9 protein-coding genes are annotated in these 25,384 nt (G+C 55.6%); all 9 read left to right on the top strand.

The features are described from left to right. Nucleotides 1–74: 74 nt before the first annotated feature. The 9 genes from BMW41_RS00810 to BMW41_RS00765 all read left to right on the top strand — a co-directional run bounded on the left by BMW41_RS00810 (nucleotide 75) and on the right by BMW41_RS00765 (nucleotide 25,273). Nucleotides 75–791 (top strand): hypothetical protein, encoded by a 717-nt coding sequence (locus BMW41_RS00810; protein WP_074647956.1) that lies wholly within the window; start codon nucleotides 75–77, stop codon nucleotides 789–791. Next, entirely contained in the window at nucleotides 788–2,071 is a 1,284-nt protein-coding gene (locus tag BMW41_RS00805; RefSeq protein WP_083378712.1) for an ion transporter, read from the top strand. Before BMW41_RS00810 ends, BMW41_RS00805 begins: the two co-directional genes overlap by 4 nt. Nucleotides 2,072–2,115: 44 nt before the next feature. Next, nucleotides 2,116–4,146, top strand: coding sequence for an NlpC/P60 family protein (locus tag BMW41_RS00800; RefSeq protein ID WP_074647953.1), 2,031 nt, complete (start codon nucleotides 2,116–2,118; stop codon nucleotides 4,144–4,146). 151 nt (nucleotides 4,147–4,297) lie between these two features. After that, nucleotides 4,298–4,687: a thioesterase family protein gene (locus tag BMW41_RS00795; RefSeq protein WP_074647950.1), complete on the top strand. Its 390-nt coding sequence runs from the start codon at nucleotides 4,298–4,300 to the stop codon at nucleotides 4,685–4,687. A gap of 66 nt (nucleotides 4,688–4,753) precedes the next feature. Next, nucleotides 4,754–4,996, top strand: coding sequence for a preprotein translocase subunit SecG (gene secG, locus BMW41_RS00790; protein ID WP_074647947.1), 243 nt, complete (start codon nucleotides 4,754–4,756; stop codon nucleotides 4,994–4,996). 544 nt (nucleotides 4,997–5,540) lie between these two features. Further along, nucleotides 5,541–7,679 carry a ribonuclease R gene (rnr, locus tag BMW41_RS00785; protein ID WP_074648147.1) on the top strand — a complete coding sequence of 713 codons (2,139 nt, stop codon included), beginning with the start codon at nucleotides 5,541–5,543 and terminating at the stop codon, nucleotides 7,677–7,679. Between the two features lie 16 nt (nucleotides 7,680–7,695). Next, the gene (gene smpB, locus BMW41_RS00780) at nucleotides 7,696–8,169 is read left to right on the top strand and encodes an SsrA-binding protein SmpB (protein ID WP_074647943.1); all 474 of its coding nucleotides are present in this window, start codon (nucleotides 7,696–7,698) and stop codon (nucleotides 8,167–8,169) included. A 27-nt stretch (nucleotides 8,170–8,196) separates the two neighbouring features. After that, nucleotides 8,197–8,553, top strand: a complete 357-nt coding sequence (locus BMW41_RS00775; RefSeq protein WP_074647940.1) for a hypothetical protein — start codon at nucleotides 8,197–8,199, stop codon at nucleotides 8,551–8,553. Nucleotides 8,554–9,238: 685 nt separating this feature from the next. Further along, nucleotides 9,239–25,273: a Cna B-type domain-containing protein gene (locus tag BMW41_RS00765; protein ID WP_177171120.1), complete on the top strand. Its 16,035-nt coding sequence runs from the start codon at nucleotides 9,239–9,241 to the stop codon at nucleotides 25,271–25,273. The last annotated feature ends 111 nt before the right edge of the window (nucleotides 25,274–25,384 follow it).

The raw sequence follows: 25,384 nt of genomic DNA, 5'->3' as shown, positions 1-25,384 counted from the left end.
GACGGGCGGAATCCGGAGATCCTGTTCCGGGTGTGTCCCGTTTCACAGGATATGTTTATTTCGGGGGTGTGTATATGAAGAAAAAGCAGGTATGCGCTGCGGCATTTGCGGCCGCAATGACACTTCTTTTGACTGTTCCGGCTTCTGCCGCGTCCTGGCACCTTGGCGACGGCGCCAATGCCGGACGGTATTGGTACGGTGATGCGGCCAATTATCTCCGGAACGGATGGTTCTGGGTGGACGGCAACTCGGACGGCGTTGCCGAGCGGTACTATTTTGACGCGGAAGGATGGCTTTTGGTCAACGGAACCGCACCGGACGGGAATACCGCCAACGACCAGGGCGCCTGGGTGCTGGACGGCGTTGTCCAGAGAACCTGGGTAAGACCGGGACCGGCTCAGGACATTATCTCCGCGTCCTACGGCGGCCCGACAGGAGAGATCAAGCGCGGAAACAACAAGCCGCCGACAGCGGACGGCCGCGAGGATATCTCGAATTTCCAGAAGGCTGAGTACACGGGCGGATCCTGGAGAAAGAGCAAGTACAGCGGTAAATACTACATCAATTCCGACGGATACCGCGTCTGCAATACGCTGGCGGTGGTGAACGGAGAGACCTTCCTCTTCGGCGACGGCGGTTTCCTTCTGACCGGCTGGAGAAATGTGGACGGCCACTGGATGTATTTCTACAAGAAGAATGATATTCTCGGCGGAAATGAAGGCGCCGCCGCGGTGAACACCTATGTCGGAAGCTATCGCCTGAATGATCAGGGCGTATGGGACGGTGAATGAATACGGAGAAGCAGGGAGACGGAACGAACAATAAGGCGTCCGCGGCCGGTGCGCGGAAAGAAGGAAAATGGCCCCGCATTCAGGAAAGACTCTTTAAGATGGTGTCGGTCGGCGTGACGGACGATGTGCTGAATTTCGGCTATGACATCGTCAGCACGGCGGCGCTGGTGGTCAATCTTCTGGTGTCGATTCTCGGAACGTATGATTCGTTCCGGGGATCCTACGGGGAGCTGATCACAGCGGTCGAAGCGGTTACGGTTCTGTTTTTTACGGTGGACTATGTCCTGCGGGTCCTGACGGCGGACAATCTCTATCCGGCGTGGAATTCGCGGCATTCGATTCTGAAATATGTCTTTTCGGTGGCCGGCATCATTGACCTGTTTTCGTTTCTGCCGTATTATCTGCCGTTTTTCTTCCCGGCGGGAGCGGTGACGTTCCGTATGTTCCGTGTGATCCGCATTTTCCGGCTGTTCCGGATCAATGCGTACTACGATTCGCTGAATGTCATCACGGAAGTTCTGGAGAGTAAAAAACAGCAGCTGCTGAGTTCGGTCTTCATCATTCTGACGCTGATGATCTCGTCGAGCCTGTGCATGTACAGTCTGGAACATGAGGCACAGCCGGAGATCTTCTCGAATGCGTTTTCCGGGATCTGGTGGTCCGCGTCCTCGCTGCTGACGGTGGGATACGGCGATATTTACCCGATCACTCCTCTGGGAAAAGTCTTCGGCATTCTCATCACGTTTCTGGGGGTTGGCATGGTTGCGATCCCGACCGGTATCATTTCGGCCGGTTTCGTGGAGCAGTACACAAGGCTGAAGAACATTGGGGAATACGGTTCCGAACAGGATGTTTCTTTCATCAGTGTGAAGGTGACGGCGCCGGACCCGTGGATCGGAAGTGAGATCCGCAGTCTCGGACTGCCGCGCGGCATGCTGATTGCGGCGATCCATCGCGGAAAAGAGGCGGTGATTCCGCGGGGGAATATCCGGATCCGGTCGGGGGATGTGCTCATCATCGGCGCGGAAAATGTGAAGACGGAGTCCCTCACACAGATTCAGGAGATTCACCTTTTGAAGAATCACCCGTGGGTCGGCCAGAGTCTGAAGGACCTTGATATTTCCAGACAGAGTTTTATTATTATGATCCGCCGCGACGAAAAGACGATGATTCCGAACGGGCGGACGATTCTCCGGCCGGGGGATGCCGTTTTTATGTACACACGCCGGAGGGTCGGTGATTACGATCTCGAGCCGGAGGAACGGCCGAAAGAGAATTAAACGGATGCGCGGCAGCGTATCCGGAGAGCAGTAAGAGGTTAATTGTGCAGGAAAAAGATAATCTGTTCCGCCGCGGTCGGGATATCAGGCGGTTTCGCCGGCATTACGCCGGAATCGCGCTGATGATCGCGGCGGGAATTCTGATATGTGCGGTCGGTGGTCCGCTGGAACATCCGATCCGCGGTATCGAACCGGAACGTGAGACAGCAGAGGAGACGGAGGCGGAGAGCGAGCCGGAGACGATGACGGAGGCGGAAGAAGAGCCGGATTATGCGGCGGACCGCTTTAATCTCGCCCTGATCTGGCCGGAGGGAGCCGATCCGACGGATCCGATGCAGAGTTTTGGCGGGATCGAGTTCAATCGGCTGTTCGATATGGACAATGCCTGGGCGCAGACCGCCTTCGGAGCCGGCTACGGAACGCCGGCGGAAGCGGCGAAGAAGATGGGACGGAGCGTCATGGGGCGCTACAACGCCTCGGATTCGGAGCAGAATCCGGAGGATCCCTCGACGTGGACGATCCGGAAATGGACGAAGATTACCGTCGATGTCCGGGACGGAGACGGAAAACCGCTTCAGAATGTCTCCAATGTCAAACAGATTCTTGCCATGGCCAGCGTCTACACCTGGTATCATGACCGGAATGACACGGATGCTTTCCGCGATTACGCGGAAAAACTCTGGAAGACTTCCCATTTCAACCGTGCGTCCATGAGTGAAGTGTATTACGATGACGGGTGTCTGGATTCCGAAAAGGTTGCCGAGACACAGGAAAAACTCGGCAATACCAACTACCGGCTGGCAGAGAGGGGAGAAGATTATTCCATCGTTTCCGCAAGGGACGACAGCGGTGCGGCTGTCTCGGACGAGGAAGAGGAGGAGACCACAGCCGATGCCGGAAGCCCGGCGGATTATGCGACAGATTCGGTGAGGGTGATCAATCACACCGGTGAGGTCCACGGCCCTGCGGCCGGCACAGCCGGAGCCGCGGCGGAAGCCGTGCAGGAAAATGCGCTTCCGCAGGAACCGGAGACGATGACCGCCGGCGCCGATGGGAATTCCCGGCAGAGCGCGTCAGAACAGGCGGCGGAGGTTTCGGCTTCCGGAGCGTCCGCGGAGATGAGCGGCGGAAATGAATCCGCAGCCGCGGCGGTGTCCGGAGCGGCTGTGTCCGGTATGGCAGGAGATGGAACGGCCGCGGCAAAGGCGGAAAACGGCCGGAAGAACGGCGAGAGTTTCGGGGATGGCTTCCGGAGCGGGGAAGACGGCATCGCAGAAGATGAGGCATCCGAAGACGATGAGGCGCTTCCGGAAGGCAGCAGTACGGATGCTTCGGTGTATCCGAACTGCCCGGGACATGTGGATCTTCATGAAAAAGCCGTGATATACACGATGGACGGAAAGAAGAACCTCTTTACTGTCGATGCTGTGGGCAATGCCGAAGAATCAAAGAATGACCGCTGGCAGGGATGGACCGAACAGGCGATGGCGGAAGCAAGGACACTCGCGGAGTCGGACTGGTATGCGGATTACGGCCTTTCCGCGAACCTTCTCACAAAGACCGCCTTTCTGGGCGCGGAGGAGATTGCGAAGGAGATGGCATTTCTTCCGGCGGATCTCTCGGAGGACCGCAGAAAGCTGGCCGAGACGGCGCTGGGAAGCATCGGACGGATTCCGTATTATTTCGGCGGCAAGCCGGTATCCGCGCTGTATGAGGGCAACAGCTTCGGCTCCATTGTGGAGCCGGATTATAAAGGACGCGTCTTCCGCGGCCTGGATTGCTCCGGATGGGTTACCTGGGTGTACTGGAACGCCTTGGGCATGAAATTCTCCGAGCAGGGAACTGGCGGGCTGATTCATCTTGGCAGAGGAATCCGGCGCAATGAACTGAAAACCGGTGACCTGATTGTTCGAAGCGGAAACGAGTCCACGATCGGCCATGTGATGATGTTCCTGCGATGGGGAGCAGACGGTGAGGCCGTGTGCGTTCACTGCACCGGCGGTGTGACAAACAATGTCTGCATTTCGAACAATACTGATTACGGCGCGTCCTGCAGGGACATTCTGGGCAGATAGCATTTTTGCCGTAACGGCAAAAAAACGGGGATGTAAAGACAGAAAACCGGGGCCGTGACGGCAAAAGGCCGTGGTGACTGCCGGAAAAATATGGAGCCCGCAGGCCGGGTTCCGGTTCCATGACAATGATTTACAAGAAAGGAAGAGAACAATGGCAGAACAGGCGAAAGAGTATTCCCTTACCTGGGAAGTGACCGATGAGATGACCGCAAAGCGGATCGGAAGCGCGGGATCCAAGATCCTGTCCACGCCGAACATGGTTGCGCTGATGGAAGCGGCATCCCTTGAGCTGGCGAAGGAATATCTGGAAGAGGGACAGACAACGGTCGGCGCGGAGATTACCTGCCGCCATCTTGCTCCGACTCCGGTGGGCATGAAGGTGACCGCGGTGACAAAGCTCCGCAGCATCGAGCGCCGCAAAATGTGGTTTGACATCGAAGTGTTTGACGAGAAGGGAAAATGCGGCGAGGGATCCCATCTGCGCATTATGGTCAACTCGAAAGCGATGGCGGAAAAAGGTGCCGCAAAGAGTGAATCATAAACAAATGCTTGCTTTGAACGGACATATGTGCTAAACTTTTTATGTTTCGCTGGGAGGTGTAATCAGGTGGCAGCTTTAAAAATCGCAATTACAGTTCTGTTTATCATTATATGTATCTTCCTTTCTGTTGTGATTCTGATGCAGGAAGGAAAGTCGGCCGGACTTTCCGGAGCCATCAACGGTATGGCGGATTCCTACTGGGGCCATAACAAGGGCCGTTCTATGGAAGGAAAGCTTGAGAGACTGACAAAGATCGGTGCGTTTCTCTGGATTATTCTGGCATTCGTGCTGAATCTGAAGATTTGGTAAAGAACCATGCGGGGCACTCCATTTGCGGAGTGTCCCTTTTCATGTTTCATAGGAAATTTCTCCGAAATTCCCTATGAAACAAAAACGCTCCGCGAGGATTCGCACGCCGCTGAAACAAATATGTCACCTAACGGTGACCAGCGGCGGCGCGCAAAGTCCGCTTGCGGACTTTGTTCCGGACGTTAGGGAAATGCTGTTTAACGCATTTCCTTCGACAATGATCGAATTGCCGGCGGAGATGCCGGCGGACACAGAAAGCGGGTGAACACGAATTATGAAAAGAAAAAAGAAAATAACGGAAAAAGATCTTCGACGTGTGATGAAGGAGGGGAAGACGGCCACAGGGAAAAACAAAGGGCCGTACGGTGTCTCCTCTGACAAAAAAGGGCATGCGGGACACGACGGAAAAGAGAAAAAGAGAAGCCGAAAAAAGGGAAGTCATAACGGAAGCGGCCGTCCCCTTGGCGTAATCCGCCGATCGGAAGAGAATCTTCCGGGATTTGACGGAAGAAACGAACATGATTTTACGCCGCGGTATCAGACCATGGAGGAACTGGAAGACCGGGAGGAACTGATCCTCGATCTTCTGAAGGATCCGAACTATGAGCCGCTTCGCAAAAAAGAGATTGCGCTGATTCTGAACGTGCCGAAAGAAGACCGGAATGCGCTGGCGGAGGTGCTGGATCATCTCTATGTGCAGCACAAAGTCGAGATCAATCGACGGGGCCGGTATACCGTGCAGTCGAGAACGGTTCTGACGGGTGTGTTCTGCGGCAATGCCCGGGGCTTTGGCTTTGTGACCGTGGAGGGCCGGGAAGAGGACGTCTTCATCTCGAATGATCATGTGGGCAGTGCCATGCACGGCGATACCGTGGAGATCATGATCCTGAAAGAGGACGTCAGCGCCGGCCGGGCCGAGGGCGCGGTGATCCGCGTCATCGAACATGCCAATGACCGGGTGGTCGGCCTCTATGAAAAACACAAGACCAACGGCTTTGTCATTCCGGACAATACCAAACTGGGAAAAGACATCTTTATTCCGGCGGGACGGGATCTGGGCGCCGTGAAGGGACACAAGGTTGTGGTCCGGATCACGGATTTCGGAAACGGACATAAGAGTCCGGAAGGTGAGATTATCGAGATCCTGGGCCATCTGGACGATCCGGGTGTGGATATCCTGTCGATCGTCGAGGCGTACAATCTTCCGCAGAAATTCCCGGAAGAGGTGGAGCGCGATCTTCTCCGGATTCCGGACCATGTCACGCAAGAAGAGGCGGAGGAACCGGGAAGACTGGATCTCCGGGATCTTCCGACGGTGACCATCGACGGCGACGGAACCAAAGATTTTGACGATGCGGTGACGCTGGAAAAGACCGAAAGCGGATGGAGACTCGGAGTTCACATCGCCGACGTCACTCACTATGTGACGGAGCACAGTCCTCTCGACCAGGAGGCCCTTCGGCGGGGAACCAGCGTGTACCTTGTGGACCGCGTGATTCCGATGCTTCCGCATCAGCTGTCCAACGGAATCTGTTCCCTGAATGAAGGGGAAGACCGCCTCACTCTCAGCTGCATCATGGACATCGGCCCGAGAGGAGCGATCCATTCTCACCGGATCACGGAATCGGTGATCCGCGTTGACCGCCGGATGACCTACCGCAAGGTGAACCGGGTGATTATGGATCACGATCCCGAGACGATGAAAGAGTATCAGGGATATACGGATCTGCTGGAAGAAATGTTCAAGGTGTCCAAACGGCTCCGTTCCCGCCGACATGCCCGCGGCAGTGTGGATTTTGAGTTCCCGGAGTCAGAGATCCGGCTGGATGAAAACGGAAAACCGGTGGAGATCCTCGCTGCGGTCCGCGGTGAGGCGGAGCGCGTCATCGAGGACTTTATGCTGGCGGCCAATGAAACCGTGGCGAAAGATTTCCATGACCGGAAACTTCCGTTCCTCTATCGCATTCACGAGGATCCGGATCCGGAAAAGGTTAAGAAGCTGGCGTCATTCGGCGCGAACTTCGGCGTGGTTCTTCACACCAAAGACGGCAAGATAACACCGAAGCTTCTGCAGGAATTCCTGGAAAAGAGTGCGGGAAAACCGGAAGCACCGCTTCTGGAGATCATTTCTCTCCGGAGTATGCAGCAGGCAAAATATGCGCCACAGAATCTGGGGCATTTCGGGCTGGCCGCGCCGTATTACTGTCATTTCACCTCGCCGATCCGACGGTATCCGGATCTGCAGATCCATCGCATTATCCGCGAGACGCTTCGGGGCGGGATGAGTCCGAAGAGGATCGCGCATTACGACACGATCCTGCCGAATGTGGCGGTTCAGACATCGTCCACGGAGCGCCGGGCGGACGAAGCGGAGCGCGAGACTGACAAACTGAAGAAAGTGCAGTACATGGAGCGATACATCGGCGAGGAGTTGGACGGAACCATTTCGTCCGTGACCGGATGGGGGTTCTATGTTCAGCTTCCGAATACCTGCGAGGGCCTTGTCCATATCGCAGAGCTGACGGATGATTATTATATTTTCGATGAGCAGCACTACGAGCTCGTCGGACGGATGACCGGGAAGAAATTCCGCATCGGTCAGCCAATCAGGGTTTTTGTGACCGGTTGTGACCGGTTTATGAGAACCGTCGACTTTATTCCTGCCAATAAGAGCTGGGAGTGAAACAGGAGGAAATAAGATGGGGAAGGAAAGCATTAAGGTTGTCTCGAACAACAAAAAAGCATTTCACGATTATTTCATCGATGAGAAATTTGAAACCGGAATCGAGCTGTTCGGCACCGAGGTTAAATCCATCCGAATGGGAAAGGCGAGTGTAAAAGAGGCCTTTGTGCGCATTGACAAGGGGGAAATGTGGATTTACGGCATGCACATCAGCCCGTATGAGAAAGGCAACATTTTCAACAAAGATCCGCTGCGGGCGAGAAAGCTCCTGATGCACAAAAAGGAGATCATCCGGCTGGAATCCAAGATCAAAGAGGCTGGATTCACCATTGTCCCTCTGGAGGTCTACTTCAAAGGAAGTCTTGTAAAAATTCAGATCGGACTTGCACGGGGTAAAAAACTCTACGATAAGCGCGAGGATATCGCGAAGAAAGACGCAAAGCGGGAGATGGAGCGTGCCTTTAAGGCAAGAAATTCGAAGGAATATTAAACCGGTGGTTCGATGGGAGGTTAACATATGGGAATGGTTGAGACACTGACGATCGACGGTACATGGGAAGAGAAGGCCGGTGATCCGGAGAAGGTGATCCGCAGCATGTTCACTTTGATGACGAAGCAGAAGATTTCGACGGTGTTTATCGAGTCCAGAAAACCGGATACGCTGGATGTGATTTCGGTTCCGGATCCCTATGATCTGTTTAAGAGCAAAGATGAGTTTAAGAAATCCATGAAAATTGCCCGCCGATGCCTTCAGGAAGCGGGTTACACCATCGTGGAAGACACGGAGGCGGAGCGCATGGGGCGGGAACCCGGAATCAGTGCCGGAGAGACGGAGAAAAAGAAAGGTTTTTTCCGGAGGCTGTTTAAAGACTGAACCAGATGCAGAAAGGCGGAGTGAACGGAGGAGAAAACCGTTCCTCCGTTTTTTTTCATAGGAAATTTCTCCGAAATTCCCTATGAAAAAAACGCTCCGCGAGGATGCGCACGCCGCTGTAAGCAAATTCACTAAGCTCGAGAAAACCTCGCTAAGTGAATTTCCATGGCACGCACTAAGCTCGAAAAGACCTCGCTAAGTGCTTCGCCAAGGAAGCTGTCACCTAACGGTGACCAGCGGCGGCGCGCAAAGTCCGCGGGGCTCCCCTCAGGACTGAGGGGATGGGGGAGCCAAAGTCCGCTTGCGGACTTTGTTGAGGGCAACGAGCAGAAATCCCTCCCGCGGAGGGGCATCACAATCGGCTGCGCTCCGCCCAACATATACAGGGGCTCAGTAAAACTTATTTTCATGGTTGAAGATCCGAATATATATAATTGGAAAGTTATCGTTCAGCATTTCGAAAATGAATGGAACAGGAGCGTTCCAAACCCGGAAAATGCTGGCGGGACACAAAAAAAAGGAATATAATAAGTTTTTCGAGTGTTTTTTGGAGAAATGAATTTAAGGCAATAATGCTCCGAAATTTAATGAAATATCACCGGATTCCGAGGGATAGGAAATCACAATCCGGATGGAGGATAGATATAAAATGAAAAGATCTTTTTTAAACAGAGCATCCGCACTCATGCTGAGTGTTTTGATGTTTGTCAATACGAGTGCGTCCACAGTTCTGGCAGCTACCGGCGGAGAGGATGCGCCGAGTGATGTGATCGAGCGGATTCAGGAATTGGATGACTCCGTGCGGGAGCAGACAGTTCCGCTGGGAACCGAGCTTTATAAGCTGGATCTCCCGAAGACCATCCGCGCGGTGGTGGTGGATCATTCGTTCTATGATACGGACAAAGCCTACGAGGTCTATAATTCGATCGCCCCGACCGGTGATGAGGCAAAAGACCGGAGAGAGACTTCTTCCGATGAGGAAGAGGAGGAAACGGAGAAGACCGACAGGGCGGCGAAGCCGAAGGATGCCGAAGAGGAAAAAGCTTCCGCCAAGGCAGGGAAGGAAGAAAACGCAGACGAGTCCGGAAAGACCGACAGGGCAGGGAAAGGAACGGATGCCGAGAAGACCGGGAAGGCAGAGAAGGAGACGAAAACCGACAGGCCGGAGGACACTGCAGAGGGAACAACGTCCGCCGGGGCAGTGAAGAAAGAGAACGCTGACGAGCCCGAAAAGAGCGACAAAGCAGAGAGAGAAACGAAAGCGGAGAAGCCCGACAAGGCGGAGAATACGGTGAAGTCCGAGGAGAGCTCCGGGGACACCGAAGCGGAGACAAAGCCCGCAAAGGCAGCGGAAACCGAAGGGAAATCCGAATCCGCAGAAGCGGCGGAGACGGAAAAAGAAAACGGAACCACAAAGGAAGCGGAGACGGAAAAAGAAAGCGGAACCGAAACGGAAGCGGAGACAGAAAAAGAAAACGGAACCGAAACGGAAAAGGACGCAGAAAGCGAGGAGGATTCCATAAAAGAAGCGGACGCCGGGAAGAATACCGATTCGAAACAGGAAGCGGACGAGGAAAAAGAAAACGAATCCGGGAAGGAGACGGATGCGGAGGAGACGAAACCGGAAAACGTTTCGGAATCGGAAACCAAAGCGGAGGAGCCTGCTGAAAAAGAAGAGAAAGCCGCAGCAAAGGAAGAAGCAGAGAAGAAAAAGAAAACCGAAGAAAAGAAGAACGCATACTGGGATCAGGATGAACTGAACGAGTATTTTGACGGACTGCTGGACGGTTCCATCCCCGCTTCAGAAGCACCGAAGGGCATGAAACTCCGCCCGGTGACGGTTCGCTGGAACATTGACCCGGATCAGTCTGTGTCGGATGTCTACGACCCGGAGGTGCCGGGAACCTATGTGTTCCGCGCAGAAGTGAAGAGTTCCAGACTGGTTCCGGGCGACGGGGCGGAAATGCCGGAGATCACCGTGACGGTGGATGACGGTTCACTTCCGTTCCATAAAACAGTCCGACACGTCGGCAGCGAAAGCGGCCCGGTGAATGTGACGGTGGATGCCGAGGCCGGCGTGATTCCGGCCGGAACAACGCTGAGTGTTCTGCCGGTCAAGGGAAATGCGGCAAAAAAGACGGTTCGCGGTTCCGTGGAGGAAGGCATCAGCCGGTATGCGGAAGAACAGTATATTGAACTTCCGGAGATCGAAAAATTATATTCTTTCGAAGTTCTCCTGACCGACCGGGACGGCGAAACCGTTACTCCGGATACGTCGGAGGGTGAGCTTCACGTGAGTGTGGAGCCGGTAAACATGGACGGCATAGCGGACGGCGAGAGCAGCTATCACGTGTTCCGCATCGATCCGTCAGGACTTGGAATGTCCGACACAGAGGCAAATGACGGCGTTCCGGATACGGATGCGGAAGAAAAAGACGAACCGGAGCGGGAAGAAAGCAGTGAGGATTCCGAGGACAAGTCAGAGACAAACGGAGGCATGGACGGTGGAATTCTCAGCCGGGTAAAAGACGGCATGGATCTGGTCGGCGACACGGTGGTCAAACCGGTCATCGATACCGTAAAGGACATCATCCCGGAGTCTTCGGATTATCCGGAGGCGGAGATCCTTCCGGAAGAAGATATCGAGACCGATGAAGAAAACCGGGAGGTTTCATTCCGTGCGGAGGAGACCGGCGTGTTTGCCGCGGTCAAAATCAGCCGAGAAGAAGCGCAGACCGCGGAATTCAACAAGCATATTACCATTGACAGCGTCCGCATTCAGGTGAGCGCGCCGGCGGGAGTATTTCCGGCAGGAAGCTCCCTGAAAGCAGTCAAAGTGGCGGATTACCGGAAAAAGACCATTGACCATGCGCTGAGGGACACCATCGGAGAGAAGGAAGCGGCCGAGACGGAGAACGGGGAGAACGCAGAGGAAAAGCCGTCCCTGATCCGCAGCTATGTCTTCGACATCACCATTCTGGATAAGGACGGAAATGAAGTTCAGCCGGATACGTCAAAAGGCGAGGTCAGCGTCCGTTTCTCCAGACTGGACATGACCGCGATCAAAAAAGGGGAGGAGCGCGTGGCGGTCTTCCATCTGGATGAAGAGAAGAATGCGGAAATGCTGCCGACCGCAGTGGATACCGCAAAGAAGAGTGTGGAAGTCAAGGCGGATCACTTCTCCGAGTTTGCGGTGGCTTTCATGACGGCAGTGGAAAACGGTATCTGTCAGGAATTTGAACTCCGCGCGGAAGAAGTTTCGGATTCTGCAGAAGAGAGCGAGGACACTTTCATTACATACGCCATTCATGATGTGAAGGCGAAGATGGTGAAGGATCCGGACGGAGAGACCACCGGAGAAAATGTCCCCGTAGAATTCGGAGTGAAGGTTCCGGCAGAAGACGGCGAGACGGAGATTGTGGAAGTGAAAGACGGATTGTTTACCCTTCCGGCGAAAACCGCAGAATTTACCCTGATCGCCCGCGGCGTGACCGAGGATACCGCGGCAGAAAACGAAAAACTGTCGGTGTCCTTTTCCGTCGGAATCGACAGTGTCCGCATCGGAAACGACACCTGTCCGGTACGATATGAATCCAAAACCGGAGACGGGGAATACCGGACGGAAGCTCCGGCAGAACTGGATTCGGAGGATCCGGAGAAAACATCCGCAGCATTCCGCTGGGAAAAGAGTGCCGTACGCGTGGATGTGAAATACATGTGCGGCGACGAGGAGATTCCGGAGACGGATCTTGAAAATATCTCCTATGAGATCGCCGACCGGCTGGCGGACGGAGCGCTGGACAGCGAGAACGCGCCGAAGATTTACAAATATGATTTTGACAAAGCAGTTCTCCGGATCGGTGACGACGAGATTCCGGTGACGGCTGTGAGCCGGACCGGATACCGTGCGGAAAATGTGCCGGAGTCGTCTGCTCTCCGTCAGGATGCAGAACTTCTTCTTATGTATAAGAAGAGAGAAGAGATTACGTATAAGGTACAGCTCTCCCTTTATCCCCAGAACATGAATGCTGCGGTTCCTTTCCGGGTGACCGGATTTGCGGAGGGAGAGCGCGCGCAGATCGCAGAGCTCACCGAAATCGAGAACGGAGCGAATGACGGTATCGCTGACCGTAATGAAGGATATTCCTTTGCCAATCAGACGCTGACTTTTCGCGTCAATATGGAAAATCCGAGAACGCTGACCATTAAGACTTATTCCGACTCGAAGGATTTGAAGCTGTCCGTGGATAATGATGCGGCAGAGGCGGAGGGATTCCGCTATCAGACGCTGGGTTCCGCACCGGAGAAGGATCTGGACGATGCTTCGGAGACGACAGAGTATACGGTCCAGATGCCGTCCCAGGAGGGCGTTCTTCTGGATATGCGCTGGAATGACAATAACAACCCGAAGACGAATCTGACGCTTCCGAAACTGAAGCTTCAGTATCGGATTCAGGGTGAAAATGACGATGACGCATGGAAAGATGTGGAAGAAGACGGAAACGGCGACTGTTACTTCGACGCCGGAGCCGGAAGCCGCAAGGGACTGGATCTCTCAAATGCGGAGATTCTCACTGCGGAACATCCTCTTTCCGACAGCGGAATCGGTCTCCAAAAATCCAATAACATGAGCTGGGAGTACAAATTTGTCCAGAAGCTCTACGGATATTTCTATGATGATATCAACGGAAGCGGTCAGGTAAAGAAGGTGGAATACCGCCTTGCCGTGGACGGAGATAACGCTTACCTCACGCTGGAAGACGGCCGGAAGCTTTATTATACGAGCCGGTATGACACGAACAAAGAGCGGACGGAGAACAATCAGATTCTCGTTCACACCCTGAAATCCGATTACCGGGCTGTCGCGGAGTGGGGAGATAACGGTGATAAGTACGGAACCCGACCGGAACTGGATCATTTCCCGGAAGGGACGGTGCTGACCAGAACCCTGGATCAGAAGACGGAAGAGGCGACGGTGGATACCGCTTCCAATACCGCTGCGTTTGAAGACGGCATGCAGGTGACGGTTTCCTGCGAGCGGACCGAAGCCGGAGAGGATGTGATCACACTTCCGGATGCGCCGGGCTTTGACGCGAATAACCATCCGTATGTCTACACACTGAAATTTCCGGAACTTGCGGAGGAGGATAAGCTGATCGGATCACGGGCGGTTTCCCGGTTCGAGATGAAGACCGCGGACGGCCTGAAACTCTTCAAGAACGTTTCCGGCGCATATTACGGCGCGTACTGTGAGAACACGGACGAGTCCAATGACAGCATGAATGAAAAAGAGCTGTACAGCGGCGGAAAACTTCATCTGGCGCTGACCGGAAAGACGTCCTTCACGATGAATTACGTCTGGAACGACGCGAACAAGTATAACGACGAGAATAACGGGAACCGTCGTCCGAAATATCAGGGCGTTCTCTACCGCTACATCGACGCGGAGGGAAAGAGCTTCCAGACGGCGTCCCCGGTTCCAAATGTGGATTCGGTCAGTCTGGCAAATGATTCGGCCGCAAATGAGATTCAGAATATCCGCGTTCCGGAGGACGGTTCCGGGACGGAACTGAAATACCTGAATGCGTTTGACGAGAACGGAAATCCGTATGTCTATTTCCTGAAGCTGGCTGCAAGTTCTGCGGGAACGCTGAACGCAGGTGATTCCTTTAAACTGGATCGCCACGCCGGAAAGAGGGAGGTGAACCGGAATTCGGATGAAGACGGGGAATCCGCGGAAAACGGATGGTTTGACGCGAAATCCGGATCAAACTTCATCTATAACGGAAATGAGCTCCACCTTGTGCTCACCGGCACCACGGATGTCACGGTGACAGAGAAGTGGATTGACGCGGCGAGAGCCGACAAAAAGTCTTATGTAACCTTAAAACTGAAGAGAAAGAAGCTTCCGGCCGTGATTCCAACCGGCGCGGATGTGGATTCCCTCTATGAAGATGACAGTGCCTATAACAGCGGAAACGGGGGGCTGACAGAGGTTCTCGGCCCGTTCAACGCGGAGACCAAGAGCATCACGAGCTCAAAGTTTACGGGGCTTTCCCGCTATGACGAGAACGGCCATGAATACAAGTACTACGCGGAGGAAGAGGAGATCCGTTTTGAGGAGGACGGCGATCAGCCGGCGGCGGTGATCACAGAGAACGACAAACAGTATGTCATCTCCCACACCGGTTACCGCTACCTTCATACCATGTCCAACGACGGGAAGCTCATCACCAACGAACTGGTGGGCGACGCAGAGGTCTACATCACGAAGCTCCTTCCGAACGGCGTTCTTCCGTATGCGGCGGACGGTCAGGATACCAAAAAGCTGGATACCGTGATCACCTTTACCGTCTATCGGGACGGAGTGGAGATCGGAACCGTTGACTATAAAGCAGAATACAGGGAGGACGGCTCCGGAAATCCGGTTGAAAGCAGGATGTTCACCGGAGATCCGGCCTACAGGGATAAGACCGAATATGAGGCGCCGGCGGACCCCTCCTCCGGCGACAATGCCGCGGCGAGGGTCTACCGCGTCGACTATGACGAAAAACTTCTTGTCGATTCCTATGAAAAGCTGACGACGCGCAAAAACAGAATTCCGTCGGAGGGTGCGCTGCCGCGCTATGACGGCGCCGGAAGACAGTATCACTACACGGTAAGCGAGACGGCGGTAAAACTGACAGACGGCACAAAGGTTATGGATCTGTACCATCTGGATTATTCTAACACCGCGGGCGAGGGAACCGGAGAAGCGGTTGTGACCGGCACGGATATTCATGAGAAGTACAGTCTGGACAAGGCGGTATTTACCAACACGAAGAAGGTGACCGGAAAGGCCAATTATACGGTGACGAACCGCTGGATCGACGGCGGCGATTCCATGTATCACAAGACTGTGAATTTTGCCCTGCAGTACAGCGCAGACGGCGAGACAAACTGGACGACCGTGGACAAGGGGAGCATTCAGCCGAGCCAACAGTATGTCCGCCGAAGCCTGCCGGACAAGGCGATGGTCGGCGGAGAGGAGATCGATCTGCAGGCTGCGTGGAAAACCGGAAAAGATTCCCATTTCCGCGTAGTGGAGACCGGCATCGGTTACGACAGTGAGACCGATCCGTCCAATGTGAATTATCACTATTATACAAAGGAATCCATGGCACAGGAGGAGGCGGACCGGAAGAACTCCTATCCGGAGTACTATCTGGATGGCAATAAGGCCGGGGAAATGGACTTCGCCGTCACGCCGGATCAGAACTATGCGGTTCTTCCGGTGGCGGAGCGAAATGCGACCTACGACGGCGGAACCTATGATTTTGCCCTGACGAACCGGCGCATCGGTCTTCTCTACATCGACCTGACCAACAACTGGGTGGACGGTTCCGATCATCAGGGCGCGCGCCCGGTGACCATCGTCTATCACGCCAACGGCAACGGCGAGTCCGCGGTTCCGATGGAGGTAAAGGCAGAGGGAGAGTATACCGGCGATGTGTGGCATTACCGTTCCGAGGCGCTCCCGAAGTACAGCGTCAGTGACGGTGAAATTTTCCACTACAATGTCCGTGCCGACCATGTAACCACGGAGAAGGACGGAACGACAGCGGAGATCCAGGTGACCGGCGGTTCTTTTACAACGAAGACGAATGACGGAAGAGACCTGACGTATTCCAATCAGACGGAGGAAGATAAGAGCTCATACAAGATCGGCGCACACCACACCGGTGATGTTCAGAATGTAACCGTTGACAATGTTCTGACGGAAACTTTCAGCCTGAGCGTCAACAAGTACTGGATGGATCTCGGAGATGCCGAGACCGTGAACCGGAGACCGGATATCTATATGAAGGTTTACCGGAAATACTATGACAGCAAACTCGGAAAGGACGTGACCGAGGCGGCGGGATATTTTGACAATGACTGGGTGATCAAGTCCAGCCACTGGTGGGTGAACACCTTTAAGAATGTTCCGCGTTACACTGCGGCCGGTGACGAATATACTTATTACTTTGTCGAGCAGTTCCAGGATGCGCAGGGCGACTATGAGATCGTCGGCGCGTTCTCCGGAGAGCCGACAGCGGAGGACAACGGATTTGCGATTGATGAGGAAAAACGCCTCCCGCAGGTTAATATCTCCGGAAACGGTGAAGAGAATCTTCAGACCGCGGCGGTCTTTGACAGTGAGAAGAAGATTTCTTCCACCATTGTGAACCGTCCGGTGAAAGACCGGACCATCTATGGAAAGAAGATCTGGAATCTCCCGGAGGGAACCGTATCCCTCAGCGAGGTACACCTTCCGACCATCACCATTGTCCTCACAAGGGCGGAGTACCGCGGCACGGACGCGAGCGGCAATGTTTCTTACGGGCCGTATGAGCCGTGCACGGAAAAATATGATGAGAACAGAAACCTCATCTCCAACATGGTGGACGGACATACGGAGCCGATGTTTGTGGAACTGACCGCACAGAAGGACAGCTACAGTTTCGGCCCGCTGCCTGCCTATGACGGGAACGGCCGTCTGTATAAGTATCAGGTGATCGAGCTCTCCCGTCTGTACAAGCTGGATGAGCCGGATGCAAAAGAGGAAGAGGGCGGAACCAACGGAGCGTTTGCCGCTCACAGGGCAGAGTGGCCGAATCTTCTCTCCGATGAGCGAAAAGCTCAGGCAGATATGGTCGGAAAACTTTACAGAGAGGGCGACGGCACCATCAGCGAGAAGACCAACAGCATCGCGCTGACCAATACCTATGATCCGCCGCTCAACTACCGCATTACGGCAGAGAAGACCTGGGAGGGCTATGATTCCCTGACAGAGGTGCAGAAGTCAAAACCGGTCAGTGTAAAATTTGTTCTCTACCGCAGCGTCGGTCTGGGAATCGACGGAACGCCGCTGACCTACGCTACGGCCAAAACCTGGCTGAAGGCAGCGGAACAGACGGTCACGCTGAATCCGGAAGATTTTGCGGGGCTTGCGGCAGCAGGAAACCGGTCAGAGGTCACCTTTGACAGTCTTCCGTACTACGGACCGGACGGATCTCCGTATCTCTATAAGATTGCGGAGGAAGATCCGGATACCACGAAAAAGGTGGTGGGAACGGCTTATGCCGTGCTGACCGAGACGGAGCAGGACGGACAGAAGCTGGCGGTGAAGACGGCCAACAGCACGGTTCCCATTATGAACAGCAAAGCGCCGGCCGTGGATGCCGACGGCACCGATGCAACCGCGTCCGGAAACGGACTCGGAACGGCTGCGCTGATCAACCACTACAGCAATGACCTCTCGCTCACGGTAAAGAAAGAGTGGAAGGATGGCGCTGCGGAAAAAAACGGCACAGACCATATGCCGGGAGAGATTCATGTGACGGTTTACCGCACGGCGGACGGATATGAGCCGGAGACGGTGGCGAACCTCACATTGACGAAAGAACACGGCTGGACTGTCAGCGGCGAAACAGCGGCAGAAGGTTCGGCGACAGAAACCCCGGCAGCAGAGACCGATTCAAGGCTTTCCGGACTTCCGAAGTATGCGCCGGACGGCTCGGTCTACATCTATCATGCGGCAGAAAACCTCTCCGGGGATGAGGATCGTGCTTTCCATATTCCGGCGGATGCCGAAGATGCCGCGGAGGCAGAGAATATCGGAAAACTTGCTCTTCCGGATGAGTGGAGCGGGGTTTATACGAAGCGGCACGTTTCCGGCGATGTTTACCGCGCAGACGGAGCGGCCGCGCAGACCGATACGGTTCTGACACTGAACAATGAGTTCCGTCTTGCGACCGTGACACTTTCCGGAAAGAAACTGACGGATCAGGCAGGCACGGAGCTGACCGCGGAGCAGATCGCATTTGCGGACCGCTTCCGCGGCATTCCGGAGGAACTGACTTTCCGGATCGCCTATACGACGGATGACCTGTCGGATGATTCGAAAAAAGCGTCTGCAGTCTGGAAGGTTCTGACGGAAGATACCGCTTCCGGTGCCGGATATCCGGTTGAGCGGAAAATGACTCTCAGCCGGACAGACTGGAAGTATTACGGAGACGGAGCCGACAGGACGAAGACTTCGCTGACCATGACCGGTCTTCCGCGGTTTATCCCGGTGGACGGTGAATACCGCGAGGCCCATTACCGTTTCTTCGAGTACGCGATGGCGTATCCGGATGGAGCGGGCGGTGTCGCCGCGCCGATTCTCCGCTCCGGCGTAAATGCGGACGGAACGGTGGACAGCCTTCTGGCAGAAACTGCCATCGGTTCGGTCACTTCCGGTTTTGGGGAGGAGAGTTCCTTTGCTTCGGCGGAGGACAATGGCTTCTATTCGGATTCGACCACCGATTCCGCGACCTGTGTCAACCGCATTCCCATGCGGAGTCTGGAAATCTGCAAAGAATGGGATGACCAGTTTGACCGCGACGGTGTGCGGCCGCAGAAGATGACCTTCCGGATCGCGCAGGGAGATGACAATGCGGAAAATTCTTCTGTTTATCAGGATGTCCAGCTGACCGGGGACAATGTCTCCACCAAAGCGGCGGGAGATGAGAACGCAAATATCTGGAGAAGCACAAAGACAGAAAACGGGGATCTTCCGTCATATTCTCTTCCGGTATACCGGGAGGGAACGTCTAAGGCGGCGTCCTACCGGATCCGGGAGGATGTTTCCGGAGACGGTGCCGCTTCTTATACAAGACATCAGGTGAAGCGGAATGAAGGTGCTTATACCGATCAGACGGAAATAGCGCTTCCGGCGTATACAGCCGAGGAGAAGAGCGCTTCCGCCGGCGAAGTGAAGGGCGATACGGTCTGGTTTAAGAACGGAAGGGACGCTGACACCATCGCGCTCTCAATCCGGAAACTCTGGAGATTTGCCGGAAAAGACTACGACGGAACAGAAACCGCCGTACCGGCTGCGCTGAAAGATTATTTTGCGGGCAACTTGCCGAAAATGATCTTCAGTCTTCAGTACCGTGAGGCAGGGACCGATGATTGGAAGAATGTGGTTCAGGATGAGGACGGAACGAAGAACACCGGATTCACCGGGAACAACGCCCGTTCGGTAAGCCCTGCGGTGCTGGAGAGCGGAGCACTGAGCACATCCGATCCGGATGGTCTTATGTGGCTTCAGGTTCCGGTTCACGCCGATGACCATGACCTTGCGGGCACGCCGGCCTTTGAGTTCCGGCTCCGCGAGTCGGTAAAACTCGGGGCGGACGCTTTTACCGCAAAGGAGGTCTTCTCCGATCCGGTTTCCGCGGCTGAGGTCCGGAAAGAGCAGGAGAAAGCAGAGGCCGATGCGGCTTATAAACTCACGGTAACCAACGAGTTTAAGTCTGCGTCCCTTTCGGTAAAGAAGACCTGGGACGATCAGGAAAATCGCTACGGAACAAGACCGGCTGCGGTTCTCTATGAGATTCAGGTGAAAGAAGACGACGGCGATGCACGCCCGCTCACCGAAGAAGAACTGAAAACCTTCGGTTTTGCGGGAACGATCGTCACCGAAGACGGCATTTCTCTGGCAAGAGGAGAGAAGGATGCGGATTACGCGATCCGGATCTCCGGCCTTCCGGAGATCTCGCCGGAAGGAAAGGAACTCCGGTACCGCGCGGTGGAGCGCAAACTCCTCTACGGGGCAGCGGATGATCCGGCTTCCGATCGGGAGATTCCGGTGGGAACCCGGAACGGTGAAACAATCTATTACACGGAGGCTTCTGCGGCAAATGATCCGGCGGAACGGTTTGCGGTGAAGAAAACCGCGGACGGAAAGACCGCGTTCGAGCAGGAGATCCGGAATACCCTGTCGGGTGTGAGTCTGACCGGAACAAAGATCTGGGACGACGGCGCACTGACGGAGGGCTGGAGCTTCGGAAAGACGATCGCTTCGGTGACCTACGGTGTGCAGAGCAGAGCAGGAGAAGATTCGGACTGGAAAGATGTGAAAACATCGGGCACCTCCGGAGAAACGCTTCTTCAGAAGACTGCCGCGCATACCGGAACAGAGGACAGTGTTTCATGGTCCGGCGAAGACGCGCTTCCGATGTTTGACACAGATGGAAACCGCGTTGAATACCGGATCCGCGAGATCTCTTACCGCCTGAATGACGGCACGGAGGTTTCGGCGAATCGCGAGACTCCGGAGGTAAACGGAGAGACGGAGCCGGCAGAGCGCGCAAGGATCGGAAACTATGTCATCACGTCCGATGCGGACACGGAGTCCGTGAAGGCGGACGACGGAAGCTTCCGTTCCACCCTGACCAACACCGCGATTTCGGCGCCTCTTGCGATCCGGAAGATATGGGAAGATCAGGATGACCTCGATCAGCTTCGCCCGGATCACGTGACGGTCACTGTAAAAGCGGCGGTCACAAAGAGCGGAGCGGAGGATTATGAGACGATCTCCATTCCGGCTTCGGCGGTCTCCGCTGCCGCGGCTGCGTCGGATGACGGAAGGATCACTGTGAAAAACGGTGAGATTATCCTGACGCTGACCGCCGCCGATGCGGCGGAAGACGGCTCCTGGGAGCGCACGCTCACGGGACTTCCGGTCTACGACCTGAACGGAAACAAAATCCGCTACACGGTCAGCGAGCCGGAAACCATCGAGAAATATACCGCTTCCGGGAAGGTATTCTACGGAACTGACCGGAAGAAAACAGAAAAAGGAAACGGCTACTTTGCGCTTGCCGAGCTGAATGAAGCCGGCGAGGGAGCAGCGCCGACCACGGTGGTATTCACGAACAACCACGGACAGAACGTGGTGGAGATCCATGTGGAAAAACGCTGGGAAGGCGACGGCGAAAACCTGCTGGGCGATCGCCCGCTTCAGGTGAAGGCCCGTCTCTATGCCTCCTGGATGGGAGCGGACGGGAAACTTACGGAGCCGGCGCCTGCCGTTGATACGAACGGAGTCACTGTGGAACCGGTGATTCTCACCGGAGAGAACGGCTGGAAAGGAGGCTGGACAGAGGCGATTCCGCTCAAAAAGAGAGTCGGAAATGACCCGACCAGCGCCGGAACGCCGATCATCTACAGCGTCCGCGAGGAAGTCGCGGACAATGTGTGCATTGATCCGGAAACCGGCGGCTATGTGCCGGAGAAGACCGATACCGGAAATGCCGGTTCCTATTCTTACGGCATCGGCGTTCTGCAGGCGGAAGACGGAAACTATGTTCTCACGAACCGTATGAAGACATCCGGGATCCGGGTGACCAAGACGTGGACGGAGGAGAATAGTGAAAACCGGACGGATGCGGAGAAATTCCGCTACGGTAACATTGACCGGACAAAGGGCCTGGCTTCGGCGTCCCTGATGCTTCAGCGGACGGCGGATACCGGACTCGTGCCGGGAAGCGCCGGATGGGAAAATGCCGACTGGAAGGATGTACCGCTGAAAGTGGACACGGACGGAGACGGCACGATCCTTCTTGCAAGAAGCAGTACCGAAACGGAAGAGAGCAAGACGATCGGCAGCGTGGTCGTCCGGACCGTCTCCGGCCCGGAGCGCGTGACCGTAGAGTTCAGCGGTCTTCCGATGGCGGATGCGGACGGAGATACCTATCTCTACCGCGTAAGGGAAAACGAAACCAGCGGCTATGAGCCGCATGTCTCCTATCCGGAGTCCGACGGGGTATCCATCGGCAGAGGAGAAGAGGCGGCGCTGGAAAACCGCTTTATGCGCGGCGATCTGACGGTGACGAAAGTCTGGGAGGATGACCATGACCGCTACGGTACACGTCCGGAGAAGCTGAAGATCACGGTGATTCCCAAGATCGGAGCGGATGCGGACGGAAACGGCGGCGAGGAGATCGCTGTCGACGGACTGAACGCGAAGAAAGACGGCGTCCGGGATGTCGGCTTTGAAAGCGCGTCCCTGTGGGCGGGAATCTTCGGGGCAGATGCCGAAGACGGAGAGTTCCTTCTGGACAAAACTTCCGCGGATGAGAGCGGAGACAAATGGAGTTACACCTGGAAGAACCTTCCGGTGAAGACCCCGGACGGAGAGACCATCACCTATGTTGTCACAGAAAGCGGAGCGGAGAGCAATGCGCTGACCGGCTATCTGGCTGTCGATGCGGATGGCAGTCCGACCGATCGCCTGACGCAGGCGGTGGTTCTCGGCGATGCGGACGGCAGCGGACAGAGAGCTGCCGCGGTGACATTTACCAACCGGTTAAAGACCACCGCCTTTAAGGTGACGAAAGTCTGGGAGGGCGGATATGACGATTCGACCGGTGTGAACCGCCATGTGAAGAGCGTTCTCGCGGTGCTGCAGAAGCAGGAAGAGGGCTCGGACGAGTGGCAGACCGTGAAGGCCGGTTCCGGGCAGAAAGCGGAAGAGATTTCGCTTCGTCCGGATTCGGATGCGGAGCGGAGCTGGTCCTACACCTGGACGAAGCTTCCGACGCACACGGCGGACGGAAAGGCACTCCGCTACCGGGCGGTGGAAACCGGTCTGGAACTGACCCGGCAGAAGAAGGACGGCGGCAATCTCATTGCCGAAGCCGGAAGTCTGACCGATCAGGGAAGCCTGAACGCGTACCGGTACCGTACGACCTGGGATGAGGATGACAGCCTTTCCGGGGCAGAGGGCGCGAAAGCCGGGACGATTGCCAACACGCTGATCACCGGAAATCTTTCCGTGACAAAAGTCTGGGATGACGACCGTGACCGGGACGGAATCCGTCCGGATACCGTGACGCTTCATCTGGTAAGAGAAGCCGGCGGACAGTCGGAACAGCTTCCGGAGGAATTTGACCGGAAACTGGAAAACCAGAAGGCAAGGGGCGAGGGCGACTGGACCACTGCCGTATGGGAGAATCTCCCGGTGCGCGACGCGGACGGCACGGAATTCCGGTACACCGTAACGGAAGAAGCGGATGAAATGCCGGGGTATGTGCCGTATCAGAAGCTGGATGCGCTGTTTGCCGGAGAAGTCAAAGCGCCGGCGGCATTTGCGCTGAGCGCAGACGGAGAAACGAAGCTTACCGTCACCAACCGCCATCTTCCGGCGGAGACGAAGGTGGAGATCCGAAAAGAGTGGAACACGAAATTCCACGGCGCTCGTCCGGATTACGCAGAGTTTGAACTCACCGCGCACTGGACCGAAGACGGCACGGAGCGCAGTGAGGCTGTCACCGTGGGTGCCGTAAAAGAGACCGCCGATGACGGGGAGCACTACTGGTTCCGGGTCGGCGAGGGAGATGATGAGAGGGATCAGAAGACCATCTGGTCCCGCACAATCGAGAAACTCCCGGCATTCCGTCAGGGACTTTCCGGCGTTCCGGTGACTTACGAGATCACGGAGCGTCCGGTGGAGGGATATAAGACCGCCTATGAGAAGAAAGCGTCTTCCGCGGTCACCTCTTCCGATATCCGGAAAATGACGCTGGACGAGGAGGGAAGAACGATCGTTCCGGTTCAGCTGACGGCGGTGAACACGCCGGAAACCACCGACCTCACCATCTCGGTGGATTGGGACAATGAAATCCCGGTGATTGCCAGGAGCATAGACAAAGTGGTGTTCCGGCTCCAGAGACGCCATGTGGGCGCGGATGAGAGCTGGCAGTATGTCTGGGTGACGGATGAGAAATCGTCCAAACCGGTGGAATTTGAGACAGAGATGCCGAAGGTGCTCGGCGCAAAGCGCAGAGCGGAGGTTCATGTGGAAGATCTGCCGGTGTACGATCCGGGATATGAAGTATTTACCCTTCTGAGGGCCGGCGAGGATGAAAAGCGAAAGAGCAGCATGTTCGAGTACCGTGCGGTGGAAGACCGGATGGCTCTCGTGAACGGTTCGGAAGTCAAACTCCGGAATTATGAGGAGGGAGATTTTGTCGGAAGCTATCAGGCTGTCGGAACCGACGGCTCGGAGCGGAAGGAAGGTTCGGCTCTGGGCGTGCGCAGATACCGCTCTGACTGGAAGAACACCAGCCACGCGGTAAAGATTGCGGTTTCCAAGAAGTGGACCGACGAGGCGGGAAAGGCCGAAATCGGCACGGACTCCCTCGACGTCACGATCTCGGCGCAGGCAGAGAACACTGCCGTGGATCTGGAGGAACTGACGCAGACCGTGACGCTCTCGAAAGAGAACGGCTGGTCGGCGGTTGTGGAGGACCTTCCGGATGAGACTGTGGAAGGATATCCGGTCACGTTTACGATCCGGGAAGCCGGAAGAAACAATTACAAGGCGGCCTATGAGGTGAGTGAACCGGCGCAGATGCAAAGCGGCATGCCGCATTCCGGCGACGGAAGTGTTGCGAGGTTTATCACCGGCGACAATGTCGAGGTAACCTTTATCAACAGCCGGGTCATGAACGGCACACGAGGTTCGGGCAGCGGAAACGGAGGTTCCGGCACCGGTGGTTCCGGTTCCGGCGGAAAGTATTCGGGCGGAAACGGAAAACATTCTTCCGGAATACCGGAAGGACCGGCAAAGGAGATTGTGGAGAAAATCCAAAAGGATGGTGAGATCATTACCGAATCCCTGATGCCGGAGCCGATGGTCGAGAAGTCGATCCGTCAGTCGGAGGAGGCGAAGAAAACCTTCTCTGCGGTGGCGGACGGCAATCCTTCGGAGGGCTGGAGAACGCATCACCGGACTCCGGGAACGCATCAGGTGCCGCGCACCGGCGACGACCGGCAGATGAAGCGGGAGGCTGCAACGGCAGCGCTTGCGATCTTCGGTCTGGCCGGATGGACGATATACCGGAAGCGTTTTGAACGGAAAGACTGATCAAAACAGACAGGGCGGGAACCGATTCCGAAAGGAAAAGGCTCCCGCCCTGTCTGTTATGTTGTGGGAAAGATCTCGGGTTTTTGCTGTGACAGAGAACGCTCCGCGGGG

This window comes from [Clostridium] aminophilum (assembly GCF_900101295.1).
Lineage (GTDB): Bacteria > Bacillota > Clostridia > Lachnospirales > Lachnospiraceae > Clostridium_R > Clostridium_R aminophilum_A.
This window is presented reverse-complemented; position numbering and strand designations above follow the sequence as displayed.